This window comes from Pseudomonas sp. FP818, assembly GCF_030687335.1.
GTDB lineage: Bacteria > Pseudomonadota > Gammaproteobacteria > Pseudomonadales > Pseudomonadaceae > Aquipseudomonas > Aquipseudomonas shahriarae.
This window is the reverse complement of sequence record NZ_CP117427.1, coordinates 1,446,272-1,472,544: the sequence shown is the minus strand read 5'-3', so window position 1 is coordinate 1,472,544 and position 26,273 is coordinate 1,446,272. Positions and strand designations below refer to the sequence as shown.

Annotated in this window: 28 protein-coding genes, 1 tRNA gene and 1 pseudogene; 13 read left to right on the top strand and 17 right to left on the bottom strand. The window is 61.1% G+C overall.

Features of this window, described 5'->3' with window-relative positions:
• Nucleotides 1–89: 89 nt before the first annotated feature.
• Both PSH80_RS06630 and cynR read right to left on the bottom strand, forming a co-directional pair.
• Nucleotides 90–1,463, bottom strand: coding sequence for a glutamine synthetase family protein (locus tag PSH80_RS06630; protein ID WP_057958803.1), 1,374 nt, complete (start codon nucleotides 1,461–1,463; stop codon nucleotides 90–92).
• Nucleotides 1,464–1,749: 286 nt separating this feature from the next.
• Nucleotides 1,750–2,661, bottom strand: a complete 912-nt coding sequence (cynR, locus tag PSH80_RS06625) for a transcriptional regulator CynR (RefSeq protein WP_057958802.1) — start codon at nucleotides 2,659–2,661, stop codon at nucleotides 1,750–1,752.
• A gap of 112 nt (nucleotides 2,662–2,773) precedes the next feature.
• Between cynR and PSH80_RS06620 the strand changes: the two genes are divergently transcribed.
• From PSH80_RS06620 to PSH80_RS06610, 3 genes and pseudogenes are all read left to right on the top strand, one after another.
• Nucleotides 2,774–3,415 (top strand): carbonic anhydrase, encoded by a 642-nt coding sequence (locus tag PSH80_RS06620; RefSeq protein ID WP_057958801.1) that lies wholly within the window; start codon nucleotides 2,774–2,776, stop codon nucleotides 3,413–3,415.
• Between the two features lie 28 nt (nucleotides 3,416–3,443).
• On the top strand, nucleotides 3,444–3,914 hold the full coding sequence (gene cynS / locus PSH80_RS06615; RefSeq protein ID WP_057958800.1) for a cyanase: 471 nt from the start codon (nucleotides 3,444–3,446) through the stop codon (nucleotides 3,912–3,914).
• A 54-nt stretch (nucleotides 3,915–3,968) separates the two neighbouring features.
• Nucleotides 3,969–4,812 (top strand): annotated as a pseudogene (locus tag PSH80_RS06610) (cache domain-containing protein).
• 55 nt (nucleotides 4,813–4,867) lie between these two features.
• On the opposite strand, the gene PSH80_RS06605 reads toward PSH80_RS06610, so the two are convergent.
• Both PSH80_RS06605 and pobA read right to left on the bottom strand, forming a co-directional pair.
• On the bottom strand, nucleotides 4,868–6,322 hold the full coding sequence (locus tag PSH80_RS06605) for an MDR family MFS transporter (protein ID WP_305420544.1): 1,455 nt from the start codon (nucleotides 6,320–6,322) through the stop codon (nucleotides 4,868–4,870).
• Between the two features lie 117 nt (nucleotides 6,323–6,439).
• Nucleotides 6,440–7,624, bottom strand: coding sequence for a 4-hydroxybenzoate 3-monooxygenase (gene pobA, locus PSH80_RS06600; RefSeq protein WP_169989441.1), 1,185 nt, complete (start codon nucleotides 7,622–7,624; stop codon nucleotides 6,440–6,442).
• Between the two features lie 189 nt (nucleotides 7,625–7,813).
• Between pobA and PSH80_RS06595 the strand changes: the two genes are divergently transcribed.
• Complete coding sequence (locus tag PSH80_RS06595) at nucleotides 7,814–8,689, top strand: helix-turn-helix domain-containing protein (protein ID WP_115127604.1); 876 nt, start codon at nucleotides 7,814–7,816, stop codon at nucleotides 8,687–8,689.
• A 206-nt stretch (nucleotides 8,690–8,895) separates the two neighbouring features.
• On the opposite strand, the gene PSH80_RS06590 is transcribed toward PSH80_RS06595, so the two are convergent.
• Together PSH80_RS06590 and PSH80_RS06585 are read right to left on the bottom strand one after the other, a co-directional pair.
• Nucleotides 8,896–9,069 (bottom strand): hypothetical protein, encoded by a 174-nt coding sequence (locus tag PSH80_RS06590; protein ID WP_164844855.1) that lies wholly within the window; start codon nucleotides 9,067–9,069, stop codon nucleotides 8,896–8,898.
• A 90-nt stretch (nucleotides 9,070–9,159) separates the two neighbouring features.
• A complete protein-coding gene (locus tag PSH80_RS06585; RefSeq protein WP_057441299.1) occupies nucleotides 9,160–10,074 on the bottom strand; it encodes a LysR family transcriptional regulator in 915 nt (304 codons plus the stop codon).
• 113 nt (nucleotides 10,075–10,187) lie between these two features.
• Between PSH80_RS06585 and PSH80_RS06580 the strand changes: the two genes are divergently transcribed.
• The 4 genes from PSH80_RS06580 (at nucleotide 10,188) to PSH80_RS06565 (ending at nucleotide 14,145) form a co-directional block, all read left to right on the top strand.
• Nucleotides 10,188–11,054, top strand: coding sequence for an MBL fold metallo-hydrolase (locus PSH80_RS06580; RefSeq protein WP_115127602.1), 867 nt, complete (start codon nucleotides 10,188–10,190; stop codon nucleotides 11,052–11,054).
• Nucleotides 11,055–11,087: 33 nt separating this feature from the next.
• The gene (locus PSH80_RS06575) at nucleotides 11,088–11,702 is read left to right on the top strand and encodes an NAD(P)-dependent oxidoreductase (protein ID WP_128593600.1); all 615 of its coding nucleotides are present in this window, start codon (nucleotides 11,088–11,090) and stop codon (nucleotides 11,700–11,702) included.
• A gap of 161 nt (nucleotides 11,703–11,863) precedes the next feature.
• On the top strand, nucleotides 11,864–13,051 hold the full coding sequence (locus PSH80_RS06570) for a cyanate transporter (RefSeq protein ID WP_305419599.1): 1,188 nt from the start codon (nucleotides 11,864–11,866) through the stop codon (nucleotides 13,049–13,051).
• 137 nt (nucleotides 13,052–13,188) lie between these two features.
• A complete protein-coding gene (locus PSH80_RS06565; protein WP_057441306.1) occupies nucleotides 13,189–14,145 on the top strand; it encodes a LysR family transcriptional regulator in 957 nt (318 codons plus the stop codon).
• A gap of 17 nt (nucleotides 14,146–14,162) precedes the next feature.
• Here the strand turns inward: PSH80_RS06565 and PSH80_RS06560 are convergent, their stop codons facing one another.
• Nucleotides 14,163–15,065: a LysR family transcriptional regulator gene (locus tag PSH80_RS06560; protein WP_057958792.1), complete on the bottom strand. Its 903-nt coding sequence runs from the start codon at nucleotides 15,063–15,065 to the stop codon at nucleotides 14,163–14,165.
• A 108-nt stretch (nucleotides 15,066–15,173) separates the two neighbouring features.
• Between PSH80_RS06560 and PSH80_RS06555 the strand changes: the two genes are divergently transcribed.
• Both PSH80_RS06555 and PSH80_RS06550 read left to right on the top strand, forming a co-directional pair.
• Complete coding sequence (locus PSH80_RS06555) at nucleotides 15,174–15,371, top strand: hypothetical protein (RefSeq protein ID WP_057441308.1); 198 nt, start codon at nucleotides 15,174–15,176, stop codon at nucleotides 15,369–15,371.
• A 67-nt stretch (nucleotides 15,372–15,438) separates the two neighbouring features.
• Nucleotides 15,439–15,831: a VOC family protein gene (locus PSH80_RS06550; protein WP_057441310.1), complete on the top strand. Its 393-nt coding sequence runs from the start codon at nucleotides 15,439–15,441 to the stop codon at nucleotides 15,829–15,831.
• A gap of 30 nt (nucleotides 15,832–15,861) precedes the next feature.
• Here PSH80_RS06550 and PSH80_RS06545 read toward each other — a convergent pair whose 3' ends face one another.
• The 7 genes from PSH80_RS06545 to dapA all read right to left on the bottom strand — a co-directional run bounded on the left by PSH80_RS06545 (nucleotide 15,862) and on the right by dapA (nucleotide 20,373).
• Complete coding sequence (locus tag PSH80_RS06545; RefSeq protein WP_162947713.1) at nucleotides 15,862–16,008, bottom strand: hypothetical protein; 147 nt, start codon at nucleotides 16,006–16,008, stop codon at nucleotides 15,862–15,864.
• Between the two features lie 188 nt (nucleotides 16,009–16,196).
• A complete protein-coding gene (locus tag PSH80_RS06540; protein WP_169989322.1) occupies nucleotides 16,197–16,451 on the bottom strand; it encodes a hypothetical protein in 255 nt (84 codons plus the stop codon).
• 232 nt (nucleotides 16,452–16,683) lie between these two features.
• A tRNA-Ser gene (locus PSH80_RS06535) sits at nucleotides 16,684–16,773 on the bottom strand.
• A gap of 83 nt (nucleotides 16,774–16,856) precedes the next feature.
• Complete coding sequence (gene purC, locus PSH80_RS06530) at nucleotides 16,857–17,570, bottom strand: phosphoribosylaminoimidazolesuccinocarboxamide synthase (protein WP_003211975.1); 714 nt, start codon at nucleotides 17,568–17,570, stop codon at nucleotides 16,857–16,859.
• A 28-nt stretch (nucleotides 17,571–17,598) separates the two neighbouring features.
• Entirely contained in the window at nucleotides 17,599–18,357 is a 759-nt protein-coding gene (locus PSH80_RS06525) for an MBL fold metallo-hydrolase (RefSeq protein ID WP_057958791.1), read from the bottom strand.
• A 4-nt stretch (nucleotides 18,358–18,361) separates the two neighbouring features.
• On the bottom strand, nucleotides 18,362–19,477 hold the full coding sequence (bamC, locus tag PSH80_RS06520) for an outer membrane protein assembly factor BamC (protein WP_057441316.1): 1,116 nt from the start codon (nucleotides 19,475–19,477) through the stop codon (nucleotides 18,362–18,364).
• Between the two features lie 17 nt (nucleotides 19,478–19,494).
• Nucleotides 19,495–20,373 carry a 4-hydroxy-tetrahydrodipicolinate synthase gene (gene dapA, locus PSH80_RS06515; RefSeq protein WP_057444335.1) on the bottom strand — a complete coding sequence of 293 codons (879 nt, stop codon included), beginning with the start codon at nucleotides 20,371–20,373 and terminating at the stop codon, nucleotides 19,495–19,497.
• 260 nt (nucleotides 20,374–20,633) lie between these two features.
• Here dapA and PSH80_RS06510 point away from each other — a divergent pair, with 260 nt between their 5' ends.
• Both PSH80_RS06510 and PSH80_RS06505 read left to right on the top strand, forming a co-directional pair.
• Nucleotides 20,634–21,194 (top strand): glycine cleavage system protein R, encoded by a 561-nt coding sequence (locus PSH80_RS06510; RefSeq protein ID WP_029299075.1) that lies wholly within the window; start codon nucleotides 20,634–20,636, stop codon nucleotides 21,192–21,194.
• Nucleotides 21,195–21,205: 11 nt separating this feature from the next.
• Complete coding sequence (locus PSH80_RS06505) at nucleotides 21,206–21,679, top strand: peroxiredoxin (protein ID WP_057958790.1); 474 nt, start codon at nucleotides 21,206–21,208, stop codon at nucleotides 21,677–21,679.
• Nucleotides 21,680–21,796: 117 nt separating this feature from the next.
• Here the strand turns inward: PSH80_RS06505 and PSH80_RS06500 are convergent, their stop codons facing one another.
• Nucleotides 21,797–22,036, bottom strand: a complete 240-nt coding sequence (locus PSH80_RS06500; protein ID WP_057958789.1) for a sulfurtransferase TusA family protein — start codon at nucleotides 22,034–22,036, stop codon at nucleotides 21,797–21,799.
• Nucleotides 22,037–22,131: 95 nt separating this feature from the next.
• Here PSH80_RS06500 and PSH80_RS06495 point away from each other — a divergent pair, with 95 nt between their 5' ends.
• On the top strand, nucleotides 22,132–23,565 hold the full coding sequence (locus PSH80_RS06495; protein ID WP_029299078.1) for a M48 family metalloprotease: 1,434 nt from the start codon (nucleotides 22,132–22,134) through the stop codon (nucleotides 23,563–23,565).
• 73 nt (nucleotides 23,566–23,638) lie between these two features.
• Here PSH80_RS06495 and PSH80_RS06490 read toward each other — a convergent pair whose 3' ends face one another.
• The gene (locus tag PSH80_RS06490) at nucleotides 23,639–25,075 is read right to left on the bottom strand and encodes a DegQ family serine endoprotease (protein ID WP_057958788.1); all 1,437 of its coding nucleotides are present in this window, start codon (nucleotides 25,073–25,075) and stop codon (nucleotides 23,639–23,641) included.
• Between the two features lie 241 nt (nucleotides 25,076–25,316).
• Nucleotides 25,317–26,273, bottom strand: a complete 957-nt coding sequence (locus PSH80_RS06485) for a MucB/RseB C-terminal domain-containing protein (RefSeq protein ID WP_305419591.1) — start codon at nucleotides 26,271–26,273, stop codon at nucleotides 25,317–25,319.

Here is a 26,273-nt window from a genome sequence, read left to right as displayed (position 1 = left end):
CATGTAGATGAACCGGTCTCTACGGACACTGGACTTTCAGCTTAATCACCCCCGCGTGAAAAAAAGGTCGAAAGACTCAGGGTTCATCATCACGCCTGGTGCAGGTACCAGCGCCAGTCCTGCTCGCCCACCTCGCCCATGAACTGCCGGTACTCGGCCCGCTTGACCGCCAGGTACACGCCGAGAAATTCCTGGCCGAACGCTTCACGCGCCCAGGCCGAACCTTCCAAGGCACGCAAAGTGGTGAGCCAGTCGGTGGGCAGCAGCTCCTTGGCCTGGGCATAACCGTTGCCCGTCACCGGCGCGCCGGGATCGCGCTGCTCGCGAATGCCACGGTGGATCCCCGCAAGGATGGCCGCCGCCGCCAGGTACGGGTTGGCATCGGCGCCACAGATGCGGTGTTCGATATGCCGCGAAAACGCCGGCCCACCCGGCACCCGCAGGCTGACGGTGCGGTTGTCGACACCCCAGGTGGCCGCCAGCGGCGCATAACTGTTGCTCTGGAAACGCCGGTAAGAGTTGGCGTTGGGACAGAACAGCAGCAAGGAATCGAGCAAGGTGCTGAGCATCCCGCCGACCGCCTGGCGCAGCAGCGGCGTACCGTCGGCTGCCTCGCTGGCAAACAGATTGTTGCCATCGGCGTCCGCCAGGCTGACGTGCATGTGCATGCCGGTGCCGGCCAGGTCGTCGAACGGCTTGGCCATGAAACAGGCGGTCATCCCGTGTTTGTGGGCCACGCCCTTGACCAGGCGCTTGTAACGCACCGCCTCGTCCATCGCCTGCAACGCATCGCTGCGATGCTCGAGGGTGATCTCCACCTGGCCGGGGGCGTATTCGGAAATCGCCGTGCGCGCGGGAATGCCTTGCAGCTTGCAGGCGCTGTACAGGTCGGCCAGAAACGGCTCGATCTGCTCCAGCTCGCGCAGGCCGTAGACCTGGGTCGAGCGCGGGCGACCGCCGTCCATATCCCGCGCCGGTTGTGGGCGGCCGTTACTGTCGGGCTTCTGGTCCAGCAGGTAGAACTCCAGTTCCGCCGCCATCACCGGGTAATAACCATCGGCCTTGAGCCCGTCGATGACCTTGGCCAGCAGGTGCCGGGGGTCGGCCACGGTCGCCGGCAAGCCTTCCTCCGGGTGCATGCTGACCTGCACCGCCGCCGTGGGAATCAACCGCCACGGCATGCGCTGCAAACTACCGCTGATCGGGTAGGCGCGGCAGTCGATATCCCCCACCTCCCACACCAGGCCGGAGTTTTCCACGTCATCGCCATTGAGCGTCAGGCCCAGGATGGTACTGGGCAGCGGCCGGCCGGTGGCGTAGACCGCCAGCAGTTCATCACGGTGCAGCAACTTGCCGCGGGGCACGCCGTTGCTGTCGAGGATGAACAGCTCGAACATCTCGATATCGGGGTTTTGGTCAAGAAAGGATTGGGCTTCGTGCAGGCTGGCAAAGACGGTACTCATGGCAACTCTCTTACGTTTGCGTCAGGCAGGCGCGCGCGACGGCGCACCCGTGATGGGGGCAATCAGCGTAAGGGAGCGGTATCCGGCGGGCGGGCATGGCGGCAGTGCCACAGTGCCCAAAAGGCCAGTTCAGAAGGCAGTGCATCAACGCCCAGCCGACACACCGGGCGGCTGGGCGCGGTGGCGCCAGGCGAGGCCTCGGGGTGAGTGTCGGGGGAACCGTCCATGCAGGGATCACAGTGAAGAGATGAGCGCCAGCCTCACACGCTGGGTTACGCCCTTAAATTCAGTCTTGGTGGAGTTCACTTTCAGGATGACTAAACATTCGCCACCCACTCACCACGTCGACAAACGCCCGGCATGCCGCGCTGCGATAAGCGCCCTTGCGACTGAGCAGGGCCACCGTGCGCTGCGGCAACGGCGGGCGCAGTTGCACCGCGTGCAAGCCCTGCTGGGCCATGGCCACCTCGCGGGGCAGGATCGTCGCCAGTTGGGTATGGCGAATAATTTCAATCACCGCACTGATCGAATTGGCCTGCATGGCAATCTGCGGCGTTATCTCCAGCGTCCGGCAATAGTCATCAATGTAACGTCGCGTCGCAAATCCGCTGTTCAACAGCACCAGGGGTTGCTGCTTGAAGTCAGCCAGCTTGAGCCACTGTTTGCGCTTCAAGGTTGGATGACTGGCGCTGGCCACTACGCTCAACTCCTCGACAAACACGCCTTGGCATTCGATGTCTGGCATGTGCTCGCCGCTGAAGCCAATGCCGATATCCAGCAGATCCTCGGTCAGCGCGCGCTCAAGACGGTCCTGGGGCATTTCCTCGACGCTGACGGTGATCCCCGGATACTGCCGATAAAACCGGGCCAGCAGCGGCCCGATCAGGTACGCGGTGAACGTCGGGGTCATGGCCAGGCGTAAATTGCCGCGGCTCAGGTCCTGCACGTCATGCATGGCCCGGGTGCCCGCCTGCAGATCCTGCAGCGCCAGGCGGGCAAACCGCACATAGGCCTGGCCCGCGTCGGTCAGGTTGACACTGCGCCCGGAACGATCCAGCAGCGGTGCCCCCAGGCTCTCTTCAAGTTGCTTGATCTGTTGCGACAATGTCGGCTGCGACACATGCAACGCTTCGGCAGCCCGCGTGAAGTTACGGTGTTCGGCGACGGCCAGCAGGTAGCGGATATGACGTAGCAGCATGCAAAACACTCCAGCTATAGGCATGACTTATAGAAACCATAATAAGCCGGTCTTGGACCCTATAACCAAAAACTTCCATCCTTGCCCCATCAGCGACGCAAGGAGAAACACCATGCAGCATCTCATCGACGGCTTGCGCAAGTTCCAGAGCGAAGCCTTCAGCCAGCGCAGTGACCTGTTCAAGCAACTGGCAACCACGCAACACCCCAGCACGCTGTTTATTTCCTGCTCCGACAGCCGTGTAGTCCCGGAGTTGTTGACCCAGCAGGAACCAGGCGATCTGTTTGTGATCCGCAATGCCGGCAATATCGTGCCGTCCTACGGCCCGGAGCCGGGCGGGGTCTCGGCCACGGTCGAATATGCGGTGGCCGTGCTGGGGGTCAGCGATATCGTGATTTGCGGCCATTCCGACTGCGGCGCCATGACGGCCATTTCCACCTGCAAATGCCTGGATCACTTGCCCGCCGTGGCCAACTGGCTACGCCATGCCGAGTCGGCCAAGGTGATCAACGCCGCACGTACCCATGCCTCGGATGCAGAGCGACTGAGCGCTCTGGTACGGGAAAACGTGGTCGCACAATTGGCCAACCTCAAGACTCATCCCAGCGTCGCCCTGGCGCTGGAACAGGGCCGGCTGAGCCTGCATGGCTGGGTCTACGATATCGAAAGCGGCTGCATCAACGCCCTGGATGGCCGCACCGCTCGCTTTGTATCCCTGCTGGACAATCCACAGACCCGCGCACACGCCGCCTGAACCTTATTTAACCGAAGAGGACGTCATCATGCTGCAATCCCAATTGTCCCAAACCCCACGCCTGGCCCTGGCCGACACCGTGATTGATATCAAGGCCCGCAAAAACCTGTCCTGGCAGGACCTCAGCGACGGCACCGGCCTGAGCCTGGCGTTCGTCACCGCGGCCCTGCTCGGGCAACACCCGCTGCCCAAGGACGCAGCCGATGTGGTGTGCGCCAAACTGGGCCTGGACGCGGACGCCAGCCGTCTGCTGCAAAGCGTGCCTCTGCGCGGCAGCATCCCCGGTGGCATTCCGACGGACCCGACCGTGTACCGTTTCTATGAAATGCTGCAGGTCTATGGTTCAACCCTCAAAGCCCTGGTCCACGAGCAGTTTGGCGATGGCATCATCAGCGCCATCAACTTCAAGCTGGACATCAAAAAGGTCGAAGACCCGGACGGCGGCTCCCGCGCGGTCATTACCCTGGACGGAAAATACCTGCCGACCCAGCCGTTCTAATCCCCGGGCAACCGTCTACGCTCTTGGGACATTCACAAGAACGAGGGACGGGTAATGAAGGGAATGCTCCACGCCACCTGGCTGCTACTGTTGCTGTGTTTCAGCCAGGCCCAGGCCGCAACCCCCAATGAACAGGACGCCCAGGCCGCCAAGGCGCTGCTGGAGAAGGCCCTGGCTTATTACCACGACAACGGTGACAAGGCCTTCGCCGCCTTCAGCCGCCAGGGCGAGTTTGTCGACAAGGACCGCTATGTGTTCGTGGTCGATACCAAGGGCGTGCTGCTGGCCAGTGGCGGTCCGTCATCGGCGCTGATCGGGCGCGACGTGTCCGAAGTGCTCGGGCCGGACCTGCGCCAGTCGTTCAAGGCGGCGCTGAAGATCCCGGAAGGCAATGGCATCCAGCAGGCCGAGTACCGCTGGCAGAACTGGAACGACGGCAAGGTGGAGCGCAAACATGTGTTCTACCAGCGCATCGGCCAGCGCATCCTCGCCGTCGGCTATTACCTGCCCCGGGCCACACCCGAACAGGCCAAGGCCCTGCGGGACAAGGCGGTCAGGGAACTGGAGAAAAACGAAGCCGGCGCGTTGAAAGCCATCAATGCGCTGCAAGGCGGCTTTTTGCAGGACGACCTGTATGTGTTTGTGGTCGACCTGGATACCGGGCGCTATGTGGCCCACGGCACAAACCTGCGCCTGATCAACACCGACTTCGCCAAGGTCAAGGACCCGGACGGCAAGCCCGTGGGCGAGCCGATCCTGCAACTGATGAAGGAAGCAGGATCAGGGGGAATATGAATACCGCTGGAAAAACCCGGTGACCGGCAAGGTGGAAAACAAGCATGCCTATCTGCGTAAGAGCGGGCATTTTCTGGTGGCGGTGGGTTACTACAGCCCGTAAGCGGGCGACGCGCACAGCTGCATTGCATGTAGGAGCCGGCTTGCCGGCGCCTACGCTATCGCGCCTTGTCTTCGCGCCCCCGCAACAGGTGGTTTGGCATCGCAATCGCCGCCGCCAACCCCAGCAACGACACCGCCGCACTGACCATCAGTAAATGCCGGAAGGTGCTCAGCAACTCTCCACGCAACGCATCCTGCGCCGGGCCAGGCGCCGCGTTGAGGCCATCGAGCAGCACATTGCCGGAGCTGCCTTCGGCCATCATCGAACCACTGGCCAGATGGGCAAAACTCGAATCCTGCAACAACGCCAACAGCAAGGCCGACATGCACGCCACCCCAACCGCGCCACCCAGTGAGCGGAACAGGTTGGTGGTGCTGGTGGCGACGCCAATGTCGTGTTGCGCCACCGAGTTTTGCGTGCCCACCAGGGAAGTCGGGAACTGCATGCCCGAGGCAATGCCGCTGAGCACCATGAACAGGCTGCTGAGCATCAGCGACTGGGGTGCGCTGAAGGCCATGCCGAGGATCGCAATCGGCGTGAGCAGCGCCCCGCCAAGGATCATCGGTTTATAGCGACCGGTCACCGAGGTCATGCGCCCGGCCAAGAACGCGCCCATCGGCAAGCCTATGGCCAGCGGCAGCAGATGCAAGGCGGCGCTGTCGGCACCGGCACCGGTGACGCTCTGGTAACGCAGGGGCATCAGCACGATCAGCGAGATGGCCTGGAAGCTGGTGAAGAAAATCGTGCACCAGCACAACACCGCGCTGCGGTTGGCGAACAGGTGCATGGGCAACAGGGGCTCCCGCGCCCGGCGCTCATGCCAGACAAATACGCTCAGCGCCACCAAGGCACACGCCAGCAGGCCCAGCACCTGATCATCACGCCAATGATGGCCCTGGCCGATTTCGGTGATGCCCAGCAACAACGCCGTCAAGCCAATGATCATCAGCAGCGTGCCGAGGTAATCAATGACCGGCTTGCGCTGCGGCACCGGCAGCCCTACCAGGGTGCGATGGGCCACCCACCAGGCGCCCGCGCCCAATGGCAGGTTGATCAAAAACACCCAGCGCCACGACAGGTACTCGGTCATATAGCCGCCCAACACCGGCCCGGCCACGCTGGCGACCGCGTACATGCTGCTGAAGTAACCCTGGTAACGCCCACGCTCACGGGGCGGGATAATGTCGCCGATGATCGCCTGGCTCACGGAAATCATCCCGCCTGCGCCAATGCCCTGGAGGATGCGCGCCAGCACCAGCTGTTCCATGCTTTGCGCCATGCCACAAAACAGCGAGGCGACGGTAAACAGGCCCATGCCGATCAGCATCATCGGCCGCCGCCCATACAGGTCGCCGAGCTTGCCGTAGATCGGCACGGCCACAGTCATCGCCACCATATAGCCGGAGATGACCCAGGCCAGCAGGTTGACGTCGTTGAACTGCGCAGAAATGGCCGGCATCGACACGGCGACGATGGTCTGGTCCAGCGCGCCGAGGAAAATCGCCAGCATCAGGGCGGCGAGGATACTGCGTACAGAAGGAGTGGGCGGGGTCACGACAGAACCTGTAGGCAAGGCCCACGGGAAAAGAGCCCCGTGGCAATGCCCGATAGCTTACTCGATAGCCGGCTACTCGATAGCCTCGTAAGGAAGTCCGACGTAATTTTCTGCAATGGTTTTGCGCCCCGCCTGCGACTCGACAAAGTACTCCAGCTCGCTCTGGGCAATACGTTGGCTGAAGCCATCCGCCTCGGGAAACTGGTGCAGCATCGAGGTCATCCACCAGGAAAACCGTTCAGCCTTCCAGATGCGCCGCAGGCAGATCTGTGAATATTTCTCCAGCAACTCCACGCGCCCTTCCCGGTACACCTTGCGCAAGATGCTGAACAAGGTGCTGACATCGCTGGCCGCCAGGTTCAGGCCCTTGGCGCCGGTGGGTGGCACGATATGGGCGGCGTCCCCCAGCAGGAACAGGCGCCCGTACTGCATCGGCTCCACCACGAAACTGCGCAGCGGGGCGATGCTCTTTTCGATCGACGGCCCGGTCACCAATTGCGCGGCCAACTCATCGGGCAGGCGCGCCTTGAGTTCATCCCAGAAGCGCTGGTCGGACCATGCCTCAAGCGACTCCTCGGCCGGCACCTGCAGGTAATAACGGCTGCGGCTGGGCGAACGCATGCTGCACAGGGCAAAGCCGCGTGGGTGCTTGGCGTAGACCAGTTCGGCGTGGACCGGCGGGGTGTCGGCAAGGATACCCAGCCAGCCGAACGGGTAGACCCGCTCGAAGGTCTGGAGCACATCGGCGGGGATCGACTGGCGTGCCACGCCGTGGAAGCCATCGCAGCCAGCGATGTAGTCGCAGTCCAGGCGCACGTGTTGGCCCTGGTGCTCGAAGGTCAGCCAGGGCCGTTCGCCCTTGAGGTCGTGGGGCTGAACATTGCGCGCTTCATACAGGGTGATCGCACCGGCTTGCTCGCGGGCCGCCATCAGGTCGCGGGTGACTTCGGTCTGGCCGTAGATCATCACGGTCTTGCCGCCGGTCAGGGATTTCAGGTCGATATGTTGCAAGCGCCCGTTCAGCGCCAGCTCGAAGCCTGCATGTACCAGGCCCTCGGCGTCCATTCGCTGGCTGACCCCGGCCTGGCGCAACAGGTCGACCATGCCCTGCTCCAGCACACCGGCGCGAATACGTCCGAGGACATAGTCGGGGGCCTGGCGCTCAAGAATCAGGGTTTCAATCCCCGCATTGTGCAGCAACTGGCCGAGCAGCAGCCCCGAAGGGCCGGCGCCGATAATGGCGACTTGGGTTTTCAGGGTTTTCATTATTTTTATGGCCCGCCTGCTTCCCCCGAACGTATTCAGTGAAAGCGTTGTCATTGGTTTTGGTGCTGGCATTTTTCCCTTGAGTGAGCCCCATAAGAAGGTGAAAACTGAGCCAAAGCCTGCGCTTTTCGCCAATTGGGGCGATTACCGAACCACTGTCCTGAGTATCGGATTGAAACCATGACCAAAAATGCCAGTCCCGCCGTTCCAGTGTTCAAACTCTATGGGGAAAGCCAACAGTGGCCGACCCCGGATTTGTTGCACTGTGAAACCATCTCCCGGCGCAGCCGTGAGTACCAGTGGGAGATCCAGCCCCACCGACATGCGGACCTGTGCCAGTTGCTCTACGTGTACAAAGGCCAGGCGCAGTTGGAGATCGAGGGCCAGCGCACGACGCTGACGGAATCGACCCTGCAAGTGCTGCCGCCGTTATGCGTGCATGGGTTTCGGTTTGCCGAGGATGTGCAAGGGTTTGTGGTGACGCTGGCTGCGCCGCTGGTGGCGCATCTGCAAGGCCAACTGGGCTCGGCGGTAGATGGCTTGAGCGCCCTGGGCAGTTATCCGGCGGGCCAGGACAGTGACTACCTCAATAGCCTGTTTGCCCGGTTGCAGGATGAATACAACGACAACTTCCCGGCCCGGGACATGATGATGCACGCCCTGGTCAGCGTGCTGCTGGTGTGGATCAGCCGCCAGGCCATCCAGCGCTGCCATACCCGGGTGCCACGCAGCCTTGAGTATTTTCGGCGCTTCACCCAGTTGGTGGAGCAGCACTACCGCGAACACCCGAAGATCGAAGACCTGGCGCACAAGCTGGGGATCTCGGTGTCGCACCTCAACGGCACCTGCCGCGAACTGGGCGGGCAGCCGGCCTTGCAGATCATGCACGACCGCCAATTGCTGGAGGCCAAGCGCCTGCTGACCTACACCAGCATGACCATCAATGAAATGTCCGACGTACTGGGGTTCTCTGATCCGACGAACTTTTCTCGACTGTTTCGCCGGCGCGTCGGGTTTTCACCCAAGGTGTTTCGCGAACAGTTGAATGCAGAGTGATCGTCCGCCCACATTCTGTAGGCCGATTTACTGTGGTGAGAAGGTTTATTGTGCTGAGGGGGCTTGTTGTGGCGAGGGGGCTTGCCCCCGTTGGGGCGCGAAGCGGCCCTGAAATGGGACTGCTGCGCAGTCCAACGGGAGCAAGCTCCCTCGCCACAAGAGCCATAGAAGCCCCTGGAGCTCCATTGCCTCCACAGCCCTCCGGCTTAGCGCAACGCGCTCAGGGTCGCCGAGTAGGTACATTGTCCGTGGTTGCAGGTTGCGGCCATGCCGGGTTGCATGCGGGCCTGTTCGGCGCGGTAGACGGCGGTGCCATAGAGGGCCGTGGCCAGGGCGCAGAGGGTAAAAATCATCAGGTACTTTCTGGTTTTGATCGTCATGGCGGTGACCTCCGGACAAATCAAGAAGGTGCTGTGGTAAGCATAGGTCAGCCAGGGCGAGTTGCCAGTATTGAGGGGTATTCAGGCGCCTTATCGCACGTCCAGCCCTGCATCCCATTGCGGCTGCGGCGGGAACCTCAACACCAGGAAATCCAGAAGGCTGCGCAACGCCTGGGGCATGTGCTTGCGCGAGGCATACACCGCGTACATGTTCATCTGCCGTGGCTCGGCATGGGGCAGCAGGCGGATCAACTGGCCGCTGCGGATGTAGTCGCCGGCCTGGTAGGTCGGCAGCATCGCCACCCCCGCCCCGGCCAGGGTCACGCGTAGCAAGGTGCTGGCTTCATTGGCGCTGATGTTGCCGTGCACCGGCACCGACACCGGCTCGCCATCTTCCTCGAAATGCCACAGGCTTTTGCCGAAGTAGGAATGGGTCAGGCAATTGTGCCCCGCCAGCTCTTCTACCCGCTGCGGTTGCGGATGTTCCAGCAGATAGGCCGGCGACGCGCAGATCACCGAGCGGCATACCGTCAGGTGCCGCGCAATCAGGTTGGGGTCCAGGTCGTTGCTGGTGCGAATCGCCAGGTCGATGCGCTCATCCACCAGGTTCACCGTGCGGTCGAGCATTTGCAGATCAATGGTCACCTGCGGGTAGCGCTTGACGTACTCGGCCATCGCCTCCGCCAGTTGCGCCTGGCCAAACGAGGTGCTGACACTCAGGCGCACCAGGCCACGAGGGGTGTCGTCCGGTTCGCTGACGGCGGCCTGCATGTCGCAGGACAATTCCAGCATCTGCCGGCAACGCGGCAGGGTTTCGCTGCCGGCGGCGGTCAGGCTGAGCTTGCGCGTGGTGCGGTGCATCAGGCGCGCGCCCACCCAGTCCTCCAGCTCTGCCAGGTAGCGCGACACGACTGGGCGCGACAGGTCCAGATGATCGGCGGCCGCAGACTGGCTGCCCAAGTCGACCACCGTGACAAACACGCGCATTGCTTGAAGACGATCCATGATTTGCCCGGTTTTAGAAACAAACTATGTTCCAGCATCGCATTTTTTGCTGCGTTAAGTGCAACTAAGCTCTGTCCATCGCCTGCCAAGGCACCTCTGACCTGGACCTGAACATGCTCACCACCCTCAAGCGCTTTGTATTGGCCACCACCGTACTCGGCTTTGCCGCTCACGCAGCTGCCGCCGACCTTACTCTCGACGTGTATAACCCCGGTGAATCGGCGATCTTCCCCGTCAGCTCGGTGCTGGTCAGCGGCGAGAAAGACGCGATCCTGGTAGACGCGCAGTTCGGCAAGGGCCAGGCCGAGCAACTGGTGCAGAAGATCCGCGCCAGTGGCAAACAGCTGACCACCATCTATATCAGCCATGGCGACCCGGATTACTACTTCGGCCTCGACACCCTGGCCAGCGCTTTCCCACAGGCCAAGATCCTTGCACCGCAGCCGGTGGTCGACCATATCAAGGCCACCGTTGCCGGAAAAGTCGCCTACTGGGGCCCGAAAATGGGTGCCGACAAACCCGCCAAGACCATCATTCCTCAGGTCCTCGAAGGCCATAGCCTGACGCTCGAAGGGCAACCGCTGGAAGTCATCGGCCTGGACGGCCCGCAGCCGGATCGCAGTTTCGTCTGGATCCCATCAATCAAGGCCGTGATCGGCGGCGTGGTGGTCTCGGACAATATCCACTTGTGGATGGCCGACACCCAGGGTGCGCAATCCCATGCCGATTGGCTGGGCACCCTGCAACGTATCGAAAAACTCAAGCCGGTCACCGTGGTGCCGGGCCACTACCTGGGCACGCCTTCGGTCAAATCCGTCGCCTTCACGGCCGACTACATCAAGGCTTTCGATGTAGAAACCGCCAAGGCCAAGGATTCCGCCGCCCTGATCGCAGCCATGAAAAAACGCTACCCGAAGCTGGCCGATGAAAGCTCCCTGGAGCTGAGTGCCAAAGTCGCCAAGGGCGAAATGCAGTGGTGAATTGACCCAACCCTTACCGCACTGGAGAACGTCATGAGCAAGATCGCAATCATTGGTGCCACCGGCCGTGCCGGTAGCCAACTGCTGGAAGAAGCCCTGCGTCGCGGCCATACGGTCACGGCCATCGCACGCAACACTGGAGCTATCGCTGCGCGCCCGGGCTTGACCGTCAAACAGGCCGACGCCCTGGACGCTGCAGCCCTGCAACAGGCCATCAGCGGCAGCGACGTGGTGATCAGCGCTGCGCACTTCGCCACCCTGCCTGCGCCTGCGGTGATCGGGCCGGTAAAACAGGCGGGCGTGAAGCGTCTGCTGGTGGTGGGTGGCGCGGGCTCGCTGCTGTTGCCGGACGGCGGGCGGGTCATCGACAGCCAAGGTTTCCCTGCCGAATACAAGGCCGAGGCCAGTGCTGGCGTGGCATTCCTCGACACCTTGCGTCAGGAAAAGGGCCTGGACTGGACCTTCCTTTCGCCCTCGGCAGAGTTTGTCGAGACCGAGCGCACCGGCACCTTCCGCCTGGGCCAGGACGACCTGTTGGTGAGCAGCGCAGGCCGTAGTTGGATCAGCTTTGCCGACTTCGCCATTGCCCTGATTGACGAAGTGGAAACACCGAAGCATTCGCGCCAACGCTTTACCGTGGGTTACTGACACACCCTGCCGACGAAATCGCCCTGGCTTGTGTGGGAACTGTCTTACCCGGTTCCCACACAAGCCGGTGCCGGTTTTTTCAATAGTCCCTGCGACTTTCTGATTTGCCCACTGCCCTGCGCAGCCGCCTAATAGCAGCCTTGTCCATTCAAGGCCCGCCCATGGAAAACGTCCACGCCAAACCCACCACCGCTCTCTGGCTGATGATCAGTGTTGTGCTGGTGGCCCTCAACCTGCGCCCGTCCATGGCAGCAGTCGGTCCTTTGTTATCGTCGATCCGTGGCGATATGCCGCTGAATTTCAGCACCGCGTCGTTGTTGACCATGCTGCCGGTGATGGCGATGGGCTTGGCGATGTTCTTCGGCATGGGCCTGGGCAAACGCTTTGGCGAACATCGCAGCATCGTGCTGTCGCTGGTAGTGATTGGCCTCGCCACGCTGTCACGGCTATTTCTCGACTCCGCCGCCGAATTGATCCTCAGCGCCATCGCCGCCGGCGTGGGCATTGCGCTGATCCAGGCGTTGATGCCGGCGCTGATCAAGTCGCGCTTTCGTGACAATGTTTCACTGTTCATGGGCCTGTACGTCACCGCGATCATGGGCGGCGCGGCATTGGCGGCGTCATTCTCGCCGTTTATCCAGGTGCAGACCGGCAGTTGGCGGATCGGCCTGGCCATCTGGGCGGTGCTCGCCGTGCTGGCGCTGCTGTTCTGGTATGCCCAGCACGCGGCATTGCCTCCCCTGCCCCACGCCGCTACCGGTGCGCAGGCGTCGTTTTGGGGTAATCGCCGCGCGTGGGTGCTGGCGATATTCTTCGGCCTCGGGACCGCTTCCTACACCTGCGTGCTGGCATGGCTGGCGCCGTACTACGTCGAGCAGGGCTGGAGCGAACAGAGTGCCGGTTTGCTGCTGGGTTTCCTGACCGCCATGGAGGTAGTCTCCGGGCTGATCACCCCGGCCATCGCCAACCGGCGCCAGGACAAGCGCGCTGTGGTGGCCGTGTTGCTGGTGCTGATCATCGCCGGCTTCTGTGGCCTGATCCTCTCCCCACAGCACCTCACCCTCCTGTGGCCATGCCTGCTGGGCCTGGGCATTGGCGGGCTGTTCCCAATGAGCCTGATCCTGTCCCTGGACCACCTGGACAACCCGCGCCGTGCGGGTGGCCTGACAGCCTTCGTGCAGGGTATCGGCTACCTGATTGCTGGCGTGTCGCCACTGATCGCTGGGGTGATTCGCGACCAACTGGGCAGTTTCGAATGGGCCTGGTGGTCGCTCACGGCGGTGGTGGGGGTGATGCTGCTGATGGTCCTGCGCTTCGACCCGCGCCACTACGCACGGCATATTCGCTAGGGCGTCGTGTTCCAAACAGTATCTGTCCCACAACAGACATAGAAAGGTCCGACAGACCTTTCTATTGGCACGAGCGTTCCGTTAACATTTTGCCTTGTTTGCGCTGCGGTCGCGCAACAGGCTCACGGACGGAACGAATGCTAAACAGCAACTTGCTTAGAAAGCTCGATATGCAGGACCTGATGGTGTTTGTCGCTGTGTATGAGCAAAGCAGCGTCACCGATGTGTCCGAAACCCTGTTTGTCAGCCAGTCCACGGTCAGTTACAGCCTGAAGAAACTGCGCACCAGCTTCGAAGACGATCTGTTTATCAACACCCGTGCGGGCATGCGCCCGACCTACAAAGCCAGCAGCATGTACGGGCATGTGCAGAAAATCCTCGAAAGCATCAACCTCTGCCACGCGGGCGCCCAGACGTTCGACCCCACGCAAAAAGCCGTCACCTTCAACCTTTGCGCGCCCGAATACTTCGAGCAACTGATCCTGCCCAGGTTGCTGAAACACTTCGATCACGCCGACCTGCCAGTGATCGTCAATGTGCAGAAGCTGGAAACCGAGATTCCCGTCGAGGCCCTGCGCGACGGGCGCCTGGACCTGGTGATTTGCTTCGGCCCGCACTTTCACCGTGAGCACAAGGATCTCAGGACGCAGATGCTGCTGGAGGACGACCTGGTCTGCGTCTTCGATAAACGCGCCGCCCCGCGCGAGCCGGCGTTCAGCCTGCAGTCGTTTGTGGCCCGCCGCCATGTATTCCCGACACCCTGGACCTCGGACACCAACATGATCGACGGCTGGCTCGCCCGCCAGGCCCACAAGCGCCAGGTTATCGCCCGGGCCAACAGCTACAGCGCGGCGTTGAAGATGATTGCCGGCACCGACTTTATCGTCACCCTGCCCCGGCGTGTGCAACAGCTACTGGCCCTGGAGCCGCAGTTCGGCCACTGCGAAGCCCCCAACGGCCTGCCAGGGTTCACTCTGGATATGCAGTGGAACGACGTCAGCGAGCAGGAAACTGCCAACGCGTGGTTTCGCGAGCAGGTGGTCAAGGCAGTGGCAAGCGTCAAGCAGGATGCGGCAAGAGAAGCGCAGAGATGACGTGCCGCTTAGCGCTCTCAGCCCCCCATAAATGCTTCCAGCCGCGAGCGCATCCAGCGTTCGGCGGGGTCACTGTCAACGTGGCTGAGCCAGACCATGGACAAGTCCAGGGTCGGCGTATCGAACGGGAACGGCTCACAAAACAGATTGCCCGCTGCGGCCATGGCCTGGGCCGTGTAATCCGGCAGGCTGGCGATCATATCGGTGCCGGCCAGCAGTGCCGGCAAGGAACTGTATTGCGGCACAGATAACACCACATGCCGCTTGCGACCGATCTCCGCCAGCCACTCATCGGCAAACCCTGCGACGTTGGCGGTGTGGGACACCAGCACATGGGGTCGTGAGCAATATTCATCGAGGGTCAACGGCTGATCCGAGGCATCTGCGCGTAGCACGCTGGGGCGGATATGGCGCAACAACTTGCGCTTGGCATTGGCCGGCAGGCCACGGGTCTGGGTGATGCCGACGGTGATATCGCCAGAGGCCAGCAAGTCCGGGATCCGCCAGTAATCGACATGCTGCACCACAAACACCACCTGCGGCGCTTCGGTGCGCAGGGCCCGCAACAGCGGCGGCAACAGGCCGAACTCGACGTCATCGGACAGGCCGATGCGAAAGGTCATGGTACTGACAGACGGATCGAAATCATGGGTAAGGCTCAACGCCGCCGACAGCGAGTCCAGGGCCGGCGACAGATGCAAGATAAGCTCCTCGGCCCGCGCCGTGGGCTCCATACGATGGCCGACACGGATAAACAGCGGGTCGTTGAACAACGTGCGCAAGCGGTTGAGGGCCGAACTGACCGTGGGTTGGCCGAGAAACAGCTTCTCTGCCACACGCGTTACGTTGCGCTCGAGCATCAGCGTTTCAAAGACCACCATCAGGTTGATGTCGGCCTTGCGTAATTCATTGCGATTCATGGCAAACGCCCTACAGCCCAAGACTGCCGGCAGTTTAGGAACACTGCAGGGCCTGCGTCTATGCGTCGACTATCCAACCCACGTGTTTGAGACTATAAATCAGCTTCCATGACAACCGAGAACATCCCCGTGCTGGTCATTCTTGCCCTGGCCATCCTTATGGCCGGGCTGTGTATCTGGAGTATCAGACTCATCGCCCACCCAACCGCCAGGACGCTGCTGCGGGTGTTTGTCGGGCTGTGCCTGGCCGCCATCGTTGCGTATCTGGTCCTGGCGTCGGGGTTTCCCACGGCGCTGCTGGTATAGGCAGATTGACGAGCCCGGCGCCTCGCCCTCTAATTAGCCACTTTCTTCAAGCAAGGAGCGCTTAGCCATGAAATTCGCCTACACCATCGTCTACGTCCCGGACGTGGCCGCGTCACTGCAGTTTTTCGAAAAGGCCTTTGGCTTCAGCCGACGCTTCCTGCATGAATCAGGGACCTATGGCGAGTTGGAAACCGGGGGCACTACGTTGTCCTTCGCCGCCCATGAGCTGGGGGAGATGAACTTCAAGGGTGGGCACGTCGCCGCCCATACCTCGAAGCAACCGCTGGGCATGGAGCTGGGGTTTGTAACCGAAGACGTACCGGCGGCCCACGCCAAAGCGCTGGCCGCAGGTGCCAGCGAACTCTCGGCACCGAGCAGCAAGCCCTGGGGCCAGGTAGTGTCTTACGTGCGCTGCCCGGATGGCACGCTGGTAGAGCTGTGTACGCCGATAGCCGGATGAAAGCGCTGGGGGCGCTCTCATCGTCGGACGTCAGGGCTTAAGCGGGCGCTCCTGGTCGCGCTCGGACAATTCCGTCCCATCATCCGGGTGCTTCCAGGTCTGCGGTTTCTCTTCTTCGTGAAGCCGCCGAGCCCGCTCCTGCGCCGAGTCGTCGCGTGGCTTGGGTTCGTTATTCATACCCACCTCCCATCCATAAGAATTGGTCTTATGACCCAGCATAGAACTGGAGATAGCCATGGACAGCTTTTCTGATGGATGGTGGCAAGCCAAGCCTTTTCGTGAGAAATGGACAGCCTCAGGTAAGACAGCGCATTCCCCCATAACCTATGGAAACAACCACCGGCCTTATTCAGAAGGGTCGCCTCTCAGCTTCCTCGCTCTTTATTGGATTGGGAGAGCACAGAGGCGGCAAGCGCTCTCGTCTGCTCGCTGTACTGATCGCTCTGAAGCGTCTTTCCAGCTTTCTCCTCCATCTGCGCACTGGTCTGCTTATCCGTACCACTCTGAGCCAACGCCGAGGCAGCCAAGCTTCTGGCGATAGCTGAGGCGTTTGGATTATTCAGGGTTTCGGCTGCTAACGTGGCCATCTTGTCGGAGGTCTTTTTCGTGTTTTTACTCATCAGGCATTCCTTTGCAGTGTTGGGATGGGAGAACTATCTCGCACACGGCAAACGATATTGACTTACAGAGGGGCGCGCAACGCAGGCGCTGTGCGTAACGTTTTGGAAGCCTGCATGAAAGGTGGGAGTGTTGAGTAGTACGGGGAGTGAATCGTAGGAGGCGGTATTTTCAGCAAGTTTCGGAAACGAAAAAGCCCCGTAGTTTTTCAACTACGGGGCTTTTTCTGTGTAATGGCGGAGAGATAGGGATTCGAACCCTAGGTACCGGTGAAGGTACAACGGATTTCGAATCCGTCCCATTCGGCCACTCTGGCATCTCTCCAACGGCGCGCATCATAACAGTCTGTTTCGTGGAAGCAAAGCACCGAAGCAATTTTTTTCCGTGCTATCAGATGCTTGCGTCGATTACAGCGGTACGCCGAGACGGTTGGCGACTTCTTCGTAGGCTTCAATCACGTCACCGAGGCCCTGGCGGAAGCGGTCTTTGTCCATCTTCTTGCGGGTGTCTTTGTCCCACAGGCGGCAGCCGTCCGGGCTGAATTCGTCGCCCAGGACGATGGAGCCGTCGTGGAATACGCCGAATTCCAGTTTGAAGTCCACCAGCAGCAGGCCGGCGTCGTCGAACAGTTTGCTCAGGACGTCGTTGACCTTGAGGGACAACTCTTTCATGCGCGCCAGTTGCTCAGCGGTGCCCCAGCCGAATGCCACGACGTGGGATTCGTTGATGAACGGGTCGCCCTTGGCGTCGTCCTTGAGGAACAGTTCGAACGTGTAAGGGTTGAGCTTGAGGCCCTCTTCCACGCCCAGGCGCTTGACCAGGCTACCGGCAGCGTAGTTACGCACGACGCACTCGACCGGGATCATGTCGAGCTTTTTCACCAGGCATTCGTTGTCGCCCAGCAGTTTGTCGAATTGGGTCGGAATGCCGGCCGCTTCGAGCTTCTGCATGATGAAGGCGTTGAACTTGTTGTTCACCATGCCCTTGCGGTCGAGCTGTTCGATGCGCTTGCCGTCGAACGCCGAGGTGTCGTTGCGAAACAGCAGGATCAAGCGGTTGGCGTCGTCGGTCTTGTAAACCGACTTGGCTTTGCCGCGGTAGAGTTCTTCACGTTTTTCCATGATGGGCTCCGCTTGGTAAGTAGGTGGGCTAGGCGATATGTCGCCAGTCGAGCCCTGAATCTTGATCGGCCAGTTGCAGCCAGTCCGGGTCGCACCCGAGGGTGTCGACAAAACATTGCCGGGCAAGCTGCGGCAGGTTGTTCTTGCTGCTCAGGTGGGCCAGGACCAGGTGTTGCAGGTCTTGCCAGCCCAGCTCATACACCAGGTACGCCGCCTGGTGGTTGTTCAAATGTCCCAACTCGCCACCAACCCGTTGCTTGAGAAAGTACGGGTAGTGACCGCGCGCCAGCAGGTCCCGGCAATGGTTGGACTCGATCATCAATGCATCGAGGTCCCGATAGCCTTCCAGCACCTTGGCACAGTAGGAACCCAGGTCGGTAAGCAGGCCGAAGCGGCGCTCGCCGTCACTGAATACATATTGCGTAGGCTCATGGGCATCGTGGGCCACGGCAATCACGTCGATGCTCAAGGCACCCACCTGCAGTTGCTCGCCACCAGCCAGGAAACCTGCGGGTTCAACGGGTTTGCGCATCCCGCGCAAGGTGCCGCGACTCAGGTACACCGGAAGATTGTAGCGCCGAGACAGCAAACCCACGCCATGCACGTGGTCGGCATGTTCGTGGGTCACTAGAATCGCGCTCAACTGCGCCGGGTGAACCCCCAGGCGCAGCAGGCGTCGCTCGGTTTCCCGCAGGGAGAAACCACAATCCACCAGGACGTACGTGTCGTCGTGGGCTACAAGCGTGCCGTTCCCTTGGCTACCGCTGCCGAGAACAGCAAAACGCATCAGATCAGCCCAGGTTGTCCTGAATCACGCCCAACACTTTGCGCGCCGTTTCTGCTGGCGCCACGGTGTTGATGTTCTTCTCGACGGTGACTTGCACGTTGTCGCCAACCTTGCTCAAGCGCACTTGATAACGCTCGGCGCGGGTCTCGATCTCTTCCTTGGTCGGCTCGCTGCCGAACAACTTGCTGAAGAAACCACGCTCTTCGTCTTTCTTCTCGGCCTTTTCAGCCACGTTGATGTAGTACAGGCCCAGGCTGCGGTTGATGTCTTCGACGCGCCATGGGCCTTGCTCCAGGGCACGGCCGACGCTGGCCCAGGCACGATCCAGGTCTTCACCCAGGTTGAGCACGACGTTGCCGCTGCCATCTTCGGTGAGGCTGACACGGCTAGGTGTGTCGTAATCACGGGCAGCGAGCAGGGATACGGAACCACCCTTCTCGGAGATGCGGCTCATGCTGGCAAGCATCTCGTCGACCAGCGCAGCATCAACACCGCTGTTGACCGAACGGTTGGTGAACTCGACGTTGGCGGTGCTGCCGGCAGGACGCGCGGCGCTGACCACGTAGACTTCACTGGTATTGCGCTGCACGCCTGGCTCGATGCGCACGCGGATCCGGCTTTCGCCATCAGCGGCAACACCACCGGCCTGCAGGCGCTTGGCCATATTGGCCGACAGTTCGTTCGACTGCTGCCACGCGGTGGTGAACTCACCGGTTTGCGGGCGTTGTTCGTCGATACGGAAGCCATTGTCCTGGAAGAACTGCACCGCCACCGGCCAGACTTCGGCAGGTGGGCGCTGAGCCATGATCCAGCGCGAGTCGCCGCTTTTCTGCAGGCTGTAGTCGCTGGCATCGGCCATGGCCGAAATCGGCTGTGGACGCGGCACTTCGTACTCGCCCTTGACGGTGTCGTCGGCCACGTTGCGCGGGATCGGCAACAGCGGGTCAAGGCGCTTGGCGACATTGACGTCCGGCGGCAATTGCATCGGTGCGGTTTGTTGTGCTTCCAGGTAATCGCTGCCGCGGTCACGGAAGTAGCCTTCCGGGCCCCAGATCCAACCGCAGCCACTGGTGCTGGAGATAATCAAGGCAAGTGCGGAAAGTCCGGCCAATCGCTTCATGCGTAGTGCTTCCTCAATTAAACCAGGACGCCGGACTGGCGCAGGGCCTGTCGCAGCGGTTCGTGACAGGCGGGGCTGAGGGGGGTGAGCGGCAGACGGATACCGTCCGGCATCAGGCCCATCTCATGCAGCGCCCATTTCACGGGGATTGGATTGGATTCGATAAACAGGGTTTTGTTGAGCGGCATCAGTTGCTCATGAATCGCCCGGGCCTTGACGGCATCACCGGCGATTGCAGCGGCACACAGTTCGCTCATGGCACGCGGGGCCACATTGGCGGTCACCGAGATGTTGCCCTTGCCACCCAGCAGCATCAGTTCAACAGCCGTGGCGTCGTCACCGGAGTACAGCAGGAAGTCGCTGCTCACACCGGCCAGGATGTCCTTGGCGCGTTGCAGGTCGCCGGTGGCTTCCTTGATACCGATGATGTTCGGCACGGTGGACAGGCGGATCACGGTCGCGGCCTGCATGTCGCACGCTGTGCGACCTGGCACGTTGTACAGGATCTGCGGAATGTCGACGGCTTCGGCGATGGTCTTGAAGTGCTGGTACAAGCCTTCCTGGGTCGGCTTGTTGTAGTACGGCGTCACCAGCAGGCAGGCATCCGCACCGGCTTTCTTGGCGTTCTTGGTCAGTTCGATCGCTTCGCGCGTCGAGTTGGCGCCCGTACCGGCTATCACCGTAATACGCCCTGCCACGCGCTTGACCACAAACTCGATCACCTTGATGTGTTCTTCCACATCAAGCGTGGCCGATTCACCTGTGGTGCCGACGGCCACAATGGCGTTGGTGCCTTCTTGCAGGTGAAAGTCCACCAGTTTGCCCAGGCTGTCCCAGTCGAGATTACCTTGTGCATCCATGGGTGTGACCAGTGCCACCATACTGCCCGCAATCATGCAACCGCTCCTGCCGGAAAAAGAGAGCCGTAATGGTACTGGCGCCAAGATGCTTGCACAAGCGAAGTACCCTCTGAGGACGCGTTCTGGATCAACTTAGTTGCCAGCAACGCCATCATTGGGCCAAAGCACGGCCAGATGCCGCTGAATATGCAATGAAAACGCCACGTCCTAGCCCTTGGCGGCGCTTTTCGCTACCCTTGATCCTTTGATCGGTACCGCACGTTCGTATCGACCGCTCATCGCTTTAGGAATGCTGCATGTCCACCCCCACAGTCCGCGAACAATTCCTTGTTATCAGTGCCCTTGGCGCCAACCCCATGGAGCTGACTAACGTCCTGTGCCGCGCCAGCCATGAAAATCGCTGCGCCGTTGTGACTTCACGCCTGACTCGCCATGGCGAGTGCAGCGCGCTGGTCCTGCAGATTTCCGGGAGCTGGGACGCCCTGGCGCGCCTGGAAGCCGGCTTGCCGACCCTGGCCAAGAAGCACGACTTCACCGTCAATGTAGTACGCAGTGCAGCCTTGGAGAACCGTCCCCAGGCGCTGCCGTATGTGGCCTACGTCAGTTCGGCCTACCGTTCGGACATCGTCAATGAGCTGTGCCAGTTCTTTATCGACCATAACGTCGAACTGGAAAACCTGACCTTCGACACCTATCAGGCCCCCCAGACCGGCGGCACCATGCTCAACGCCACCTTTACCGTGACCCTGCCGGCAGGCGTGCAGATCAGTTGGCTGCGCGACCAGTTCCTGGATTTCGCCGATGCGCTGAACCTGGATGCACTGATCGAACCGTGGCGCCCACAGAATCCAATGTAAGGAAGTTTTTCATGGCGGTAGTCATCGACACACCAGTCGCCGATTTCGAGGCCCAGGCGACCAGCGGGCAGACGTTCAGCCTCGCCGGGCTCAAGGGCAAGCAAGTGGTCCTGTATTTCTACCCGAAGGACAGCACCCCGGGCTGCACCACTGAAGGCCAGGGGTTCCGCGACCAGCATGCTGCCTTCCAGGCTGCCAACACCGAGGTGTTCGGGGTGTCCCGGGACAGCCTGAAGTCCCATGAAAACTTCAAGGCCAAGCAAGCCTTCCCCTTCGAGCTGATCAGCGACAAGGATGAGGCGGTTTGCCAGCTGTTTGATGTGATCAAGCTGAAGAAGCTATACGGCAAGGAATACCTGGGCGTTGATCGCAGCACCTTCCTGATCGACAAGGAAGGCGTGCTGCGCCAGGAATGGCGCGGCGTGAAAGTGCCGGGGCATGTGGAGGCGGTATTGGCCGCGGCACAGGCACTGCACAAGGCTTGATGGGGCGAGTGGCAGTTAGATAGCTATCGCAGGCAAGCCAGCTCCCACATTGGATCGGTGCCAGGCAAGACAGCCCGGCCAGTGTGGGCGCCGAATCCGCCCCCCCTCCCCGCAGGCTCAGGCCTTGCGCAACCAGTAGCGATAGACGCCATTGTCGGCCTCTTCGTGCACCAGCACATGCCCCGCCAGCTTGGCAAACGTGCGGAAGTCCCGCTGCGACCCGGCATCCGTGGCAATCACCTTGAGCACCGCACCACTGGCCAGCCGATTGAGCTCCATCTTGGCCTTGAGCAGTGGCAACGGGCAATTGAGGCCACTGGCATCGAGCTCAGCGTCGTGGTTTACAGCAGCGGTCATGGTTTTGCTCCGGATGGCATCAGGGGATGCTTAGAATATCTGGTCCCAGGCTCAGTGTCCGGCTACAGTAAGGTCTTTGTCGAAAGGCTTTGTGCATGACTTTTTTGCGCCCTACCCTGCTGACGCTGGCTTGCCTGCTTGCCTCTCCAGGCTTCGCCGACGACCTGCCGTCACTTGGCGACGCCAGTTCTGCCATTGTCTCGCCACAACAGGAACACCAACTGGGCCGGGCATGGCTGGCGTTCCTGCGCGGCCAGGTCTCGGTCCTCAATGACCCGCAGCTCAAGGATTACGTCGAGACCAGCGTCTACAAGCTGGTAGAGACCAGCCAGGTCAATGACCGGCGCCTGGAGTTCATCCTGATCAACAGCCCGCAACTCAACGCGTTTGCCGCGCCGGGTGGGATTGTCGGGGTCAACGGCGGCCTGTTTCTCAATGCCCAGACCGAAGGCGAATACGCCTCGGTGATGGCCCACGAATTGGCGCACTTGTCCCAGCGCCACTTCGCCCGAGGCGTGGAAGCCCAACAACGGATGCAGATCCCGATGATGGCCGCGCTGCTCGGCGGGATTATCGCGGCCGCCGCCGGTGCCGGTGACGCCGGGATTGCCGCGATTGCCGGCAGCCAGGCTGCAGCGATTCAGGAGCAGCGGCGCTTCTCGCGGCAGAATGAACAAGAGGCCGACCGCATCGGCATCCTCAACATGGTCAAGGCCGGTTACGACCCGCGCTCGATGCCGACCATGTTCGAACGCTTGATGCGCCAGTACCGCTTCGATGCCAAACCTCCGGAATTCCTGCTGACGCACCCGGTCACCGAATCGCGGATCGCCGATACGCGCAACCGCGCCGAACAGGCCAAGACCGGCGGCACCGAAGACAGCCTGCGCTATCAACTGATTCGCGCCCGAGTTCAGCTGTATTACGAAGACACGCCCGGGCTGGCCGCCAAGCGCTTCCGTGCGCAACTGGATGAGAACCCGAAAAGCGATGTAGCACGTTATGGATTGGCCATAGCCCAGATCAAGGGCACCCAGCTCAACGAGGCGCGCGAGACCCTCAAGCCTTTGCTGGCCAAGGCACCCAACGACATCACCTACAACCTGGCGCAGATTGAGCTGGATATCACCAACAATCGCATGCCCGATGCGCAGCAACGTACCGACCGCATGCTGGCCCAGTACCCCAGCAACTACCCGCTGAACCAGGTGCGCGTGGACCTGCTGCTCAAGCAGAACCGCACCGCCGACGCGGAAAAAGCCCTGGAAGGCCTGCTCAAGTCGCGCTCCGACGATCCGGACGTGTGGTACCAGGTGGCCGAGACCCGCGGCCTGTCCGGCAATATCATTGGCCTGCATCAAGCCCGCGCCGAGTACTTCGCGCTGGTCGGCGACTTCCAGCAGGCCATCCAGCAACTGGACTTTGCCAAGCGCCGGGCCGGCAGCAACTTCCCGCTGTCGTCACGCATTGATGCGCGCCAGCGTGAGTTGATCGAACAGGAACGCATCGTCAAAGGCATGATGAGCTAAATCCAGCGCCCACAAAAAAGCCCCGCTCTCGACTATCGAGAGCGGGGCTTTTTATTGACCTACGGCTAGCGGCTTACTCGGCCAGCTTGAAGGTGATGAAGCTGGCACGCCCTTGACGCAGGACGCGCATCGACACCGAGCGATTCTTCGGCAGCGCCTTGGCGATGTCGGTGAATTCCTTGGTGGAGTTGATCGCCTGGTTGTTCAAGTGGGTGATCACATCACCCGGTTGCAGGCCGATCAGGGCGGCCGGGCCGTCCTGGACCTCCTTGATCACCACACCACTCTTGAGGTCGAAGCTCTTCTTCTGCTCGTCAGTCAACTCGACCACGGCGATGCCCAGGCGATTGCTGCTGCGCTCGGCACCTGATTTACCGCCCAGCGCGCCAAGCTCCTGACCTTCTTCAGGGATCGCGCCCACGGTCAGCTCGACGTTCTGGCGCTTGCCTTCGCGGATCACTTCCAGCTTGGCCTTGCTGCCCGCCTTGAGTGCGCCGACCAGGTGCGGCAGGTCGGCCGACATGACAATCGGCTGGCCGTTCATGGTCAGGATCACATCGCCAACCTGCAAGCCGCCTTTGGCCGCCGGGCCGTCGTCCTGAATCTGCGCGACCAGGGCGCCAGCAGGCTTGTCCAGGCCAAAGGACTCGGCCAGGTCTTTGTTCACTTCCTGGATCACTACGCCCAACCAGCCACGGCTGACCTTGCCACCGGCTTTGAGCTGGTTGGAAACATCCATGGCCACATCAATCGGGATGGCGAAGGAGACGCCCATGAAACCGCCGGAACGGGTGTAGATCTGCGAGTTGATCCCCACCACTTCGCCCGCCAGGTTGAACAGCGGGCCACCGGAGTTACCCGGGTTGATCGGCACGTCGGTCTGGATGAACGGCACGTAGTTCTCGTTCGGCAGGCTACGACCAATGGCACTGACGATGCCCTGGGTCACGGTGTGGTCAAAGCCAAACGGCGAACCGATGGCCACCACCCATTGCCCGGCTTTCAGATCCTGGGACTTACCCAGTTTCAGCACGGGCAGGTCCTTGCCTTCGATCTTCAGCAAGGCCACGTCGGAGCGTGGATCGGTGCCGACCAGCTTGGCCTTGAGTTCACTGCGATCTGCCAGGCGCACGAGGATTTCGTCGGCGTCGGCGATCACATGGTTATTGGTGAGGATGTAGCCATCAGGCGAAATGATAAAACCCGACCCCAGGGACTGGGCTTCACGCTGACCGCCACCGCCGCCACGGGGTGAACGCGGCTGAGGCATACCGCGCTCGAAGAACTCCCGCAGCATCGGCGGCAGGCCTTCAAGGTCAGGCATCTGCTGGTTCGAGACTTTACGCTCCGGCAGCTTCTGCGTGGTACTGATGTTCACCACGGCAGGCGAGGCTTGCTCTACCAGCTGGGTGAAGTCAGGCAGTTCCGCCGCTTGCGCGGTAACGGCCTGACCCAGCACCAGCACCGTGGCGACTATGGAAAGGTAAGACTTCAAACGTGGTATCGACAATACAGCTCCCGTTACGACGAGCAGGGTTGGGCGACAAGGTTCTTTAAACGCCGGAGACTACTACTACCGACGTCAACATTGCGTGAACAACACAAGGCCAGAACCGAGAAGTTCTGACCTATAAAAAACATAAGGAAATTTTGCAAGTGAAAATACTCTCCAGACATTTCATGTTCTGTGCAGCAGGGCAGGCACTTCCCGCATTACTGTGAACAATCTGGATGAGCATAGGATTAACAGCTCACGGTTTTTCGGGCGCCGTGCCACTGCGCACCGACAGCGCGATCCGTTCGGCGGTGCCGAGGGGGATCTCCCCGACCACCGTCACCATGATCTCGCCTTGAGGGGTATTCATGCGGCGCGATACGGCAACCGTTGGCCCCAGTTGCACCCGGCTCTCCGTCGCAGCCTCGCCACTGACGGGCTCCAGGAACACCGAAAAACGCGCCAACCCATCCTCGTACATCAAGCTGTTTACCACCACCTGGGTCCGGGAGTCCTTACGCGACGCACTACGGGCCAACTGGAAGCCAGGCGGCAGCCAGCTCGGATGCCAAGCCTGGGGGGCGACCACGTCCTCGGCCTTGCTGCTGGCGACCGACAATGGCTTGCAGTCCCTGCCGGGTTGCAAAGCGCTCTCATCCGGGGCTTTGGTGCTCAATTGAGTGAACTGGAAACGCTCCAGCAACTGCCCCTTGTCATTGATCAACAATGATTTGAGCGGCAGCGCGGTTTCACGATCCAGATGCATCTCAAAGCCATAGCGGTGCTGGTCGCGCGGGGTCAACGAGACGATCACCGCTTTACGACCAGCCACACGGGATGCGCCGATGGTGGCAAGCGTGTAGAAAGAATTGAGTTTTTGCGGATCAAGCACATGGGCGGAACCGCCCGGGGAGTTACCAAGACCCGCTACCAGGCTGCCGCTGACACATTGAGTGTGCCCATCGACACGTACGACTTCCTGAGCTGATCCATCGAGCTGCAATATCCGTTCGCGGACCTGACCATTCTGGACTAGATGCCAGATGTCATGGGTAGAGAAACTACCGTTACGCTCGTAGATAAATGTACCTTGGTAGCTTTGCTGCTGCTCTGCCCGCCCAAGACGCTTCAGCCAGTCTTGGGCTTCATCGGCATGGGCGGGAACTGCAAACCAGCCACTGAGCAAAAGCGCAAGGAGCGGTATGGCACGCAT

Coding starts and splice junctions, on each gene's coding strand:
- PSH80_RS06630 (WP_057958803.1), bottom strand. CDS start 1,463: ATGAGTACCGTCTTTGCCAGCCTGCACGAAGCCCAATCCTTTCTTGAC.
- cynR (WP_057958802.1), bottom strand. CDS start 2,661: ATGCTGCTACGTCATATCCGCTACCTGCTGGCCGTCGCCGAACACCGT.
- PSH80_RS06620 (WP_057958801.1), top strand. CDS start 2,774: ATGCAGCATCTCATCGACGGCTTGCGCAAGTTCCAGAGCGAAGCCTTC.
- cynS (WP_057958800.1), top strand. CDS start 3,444: ATGCTGCAATCCCAATTGTCCCAAACCCCACGCCTGGCCCTGGCCGAC.
- PSH80_RS06605 (WP_305420544.1), bottom strand. CDS start 6,322: ATGCTGGCGATTTTCCTCGGCGCGCTGGACCAGACCATCGTCGCCGTG.
- PSH80_RS06595 (WP_115127604.1), top strand. CDS start 7,814: ATGACCAAAAATGCCAGTCCCGCCGTTCCAGTGTTCAAACTCTATGGG.
- PSH80_RS06590 (WP_164844855.1), bottom strand. CDS start 9,069: ATGACGATCAAAACCAGAAAGTACCTGATGATTTTTACCCTCTGCGCC.
- PSH80_RS06585 (WP_057441299.1), bottom strand. CDS start 10,074: ATGGATCGTCTTCAAGCAATGCGCGTGTTTGTCACGGTGGTCGACTTG.
- PSH80_RS06580 (WP_115127602.1), top strand. CDS start 10,188: ATGCTCACCACCCTCAAGCGCTTTGTATTGGCCACCACCGTACTCGGC.
- PSH80_RS06575 (WP_128593600.1), top strand. CDS start 11,088: ATGAGCAAGATCGCAATCATTGGTGCCACCGGCCGTGCCGGTAGCCAA.
- PSH80_RS06570 (WP_305419599.1), top strand. CDS start 11,864: ATGGAAAACGTCCACGCCAAACCCACCACCGCTCTCTGGCTGATGATC.
- PSH80_RS06565 (WP_057441306.1), top strand. CDS start 13,189: ATGCTAAACAGCAACTTGCTTAGAAAGCTCGATATGCAGGACCTGATG.
- PSH80_RS06560 (WP_057958792.1), bottom strand. CDS start 15,065: ATGAATCGCAATGAATTACGCAAGGCCGACATCAACCTGATGGTGGTC.
- PSH80_RS06555 (WP_057441308.1), top strand. CDS start 15,174: ATGACAACCGAGAACATCCCCGTGCTGGTCATTCTTGCCCTGGCCATC.
- PSH80_RS06550 (WP_057441310.1), top strand. CDS start 15,439: ATGAAATTCGCCTACACCATCGTCTACGTCCCGGACGTGGCCGCGTCA.
- PSH80_RS06545 (WP_162947713.1), bottom strand. CDS start 16,008: ATGAATAACGAACCCAAGCCACGCGACGACTCGGCGCAGGAGCGGGCT.
- PSH80_RS06540 (WP_169989322.1), bottom strand. CDS start 16,451: ATGAGTAAAAACACGAAAAAGACCTCCGACAAGATGGCCACGTTAGCA.
- purC (WP_003211975.1), bottom strand. CDS start 17,570: ATGGAAAAACGTGAAGAACTCTACCGCGGCAAAGCCAAGTCGGTTTAC.
- PSH80_RS06525 (WP_057958791.1), bottom strand. CDS start 18,357: ATGCGTTTTGCTGTTCTCGGCAGCGGTAGCCAAGGGAACGGCACGCTT.
- bamC (WP_057441316.1), bottom strand. CDS start 19,477: ATGAAGCGATTGGCCGGACTTTCCGCACTTGCCTTGATTATCTCCAGC.
- dapA (WP_057444335.1), bottom strand. CDS start 20,373: ATGATTGCGGGCAGTATGGTGGCACTGGTCACACCCATGGATGCACAA.
- PSH80_RS06510 (WP_029299075.1), top strand. CDS start 20,634: ATGTCCACCCCCACAGTCCGCGAACAATTCCTTGTTATCAGTGCCCTT.
- PSH80_RS06505 (WP_057958790.1), top strand. CDS start 21,206: ATGGCGGTAGTCATCGACACACCAGTCGCCGATTTCGAGGCCCAGGCG.
- PSH80_RS06500 (WP_057958789.1), bottom strand. CDS start 22,036: ATGACCGCTGCTGTAAACCACGACGCTGAGCTCGATGCCAGTGGCCTC.
- PSH80_RS06495 (WP_029299078.1), top strand. CDS start 22,132: ATGACTTTTTTGCGCCCTACCCTGCTGACGCTGGCTTGCCTGCTTGCC.
- PSH80_RS06485 (WP_305419591.1), bottom strand. CDS start 26,273: ATGCGTGCCATACCGCTCCTTGCGCTTTTGCTCAGTGGCTGGTTTGCA.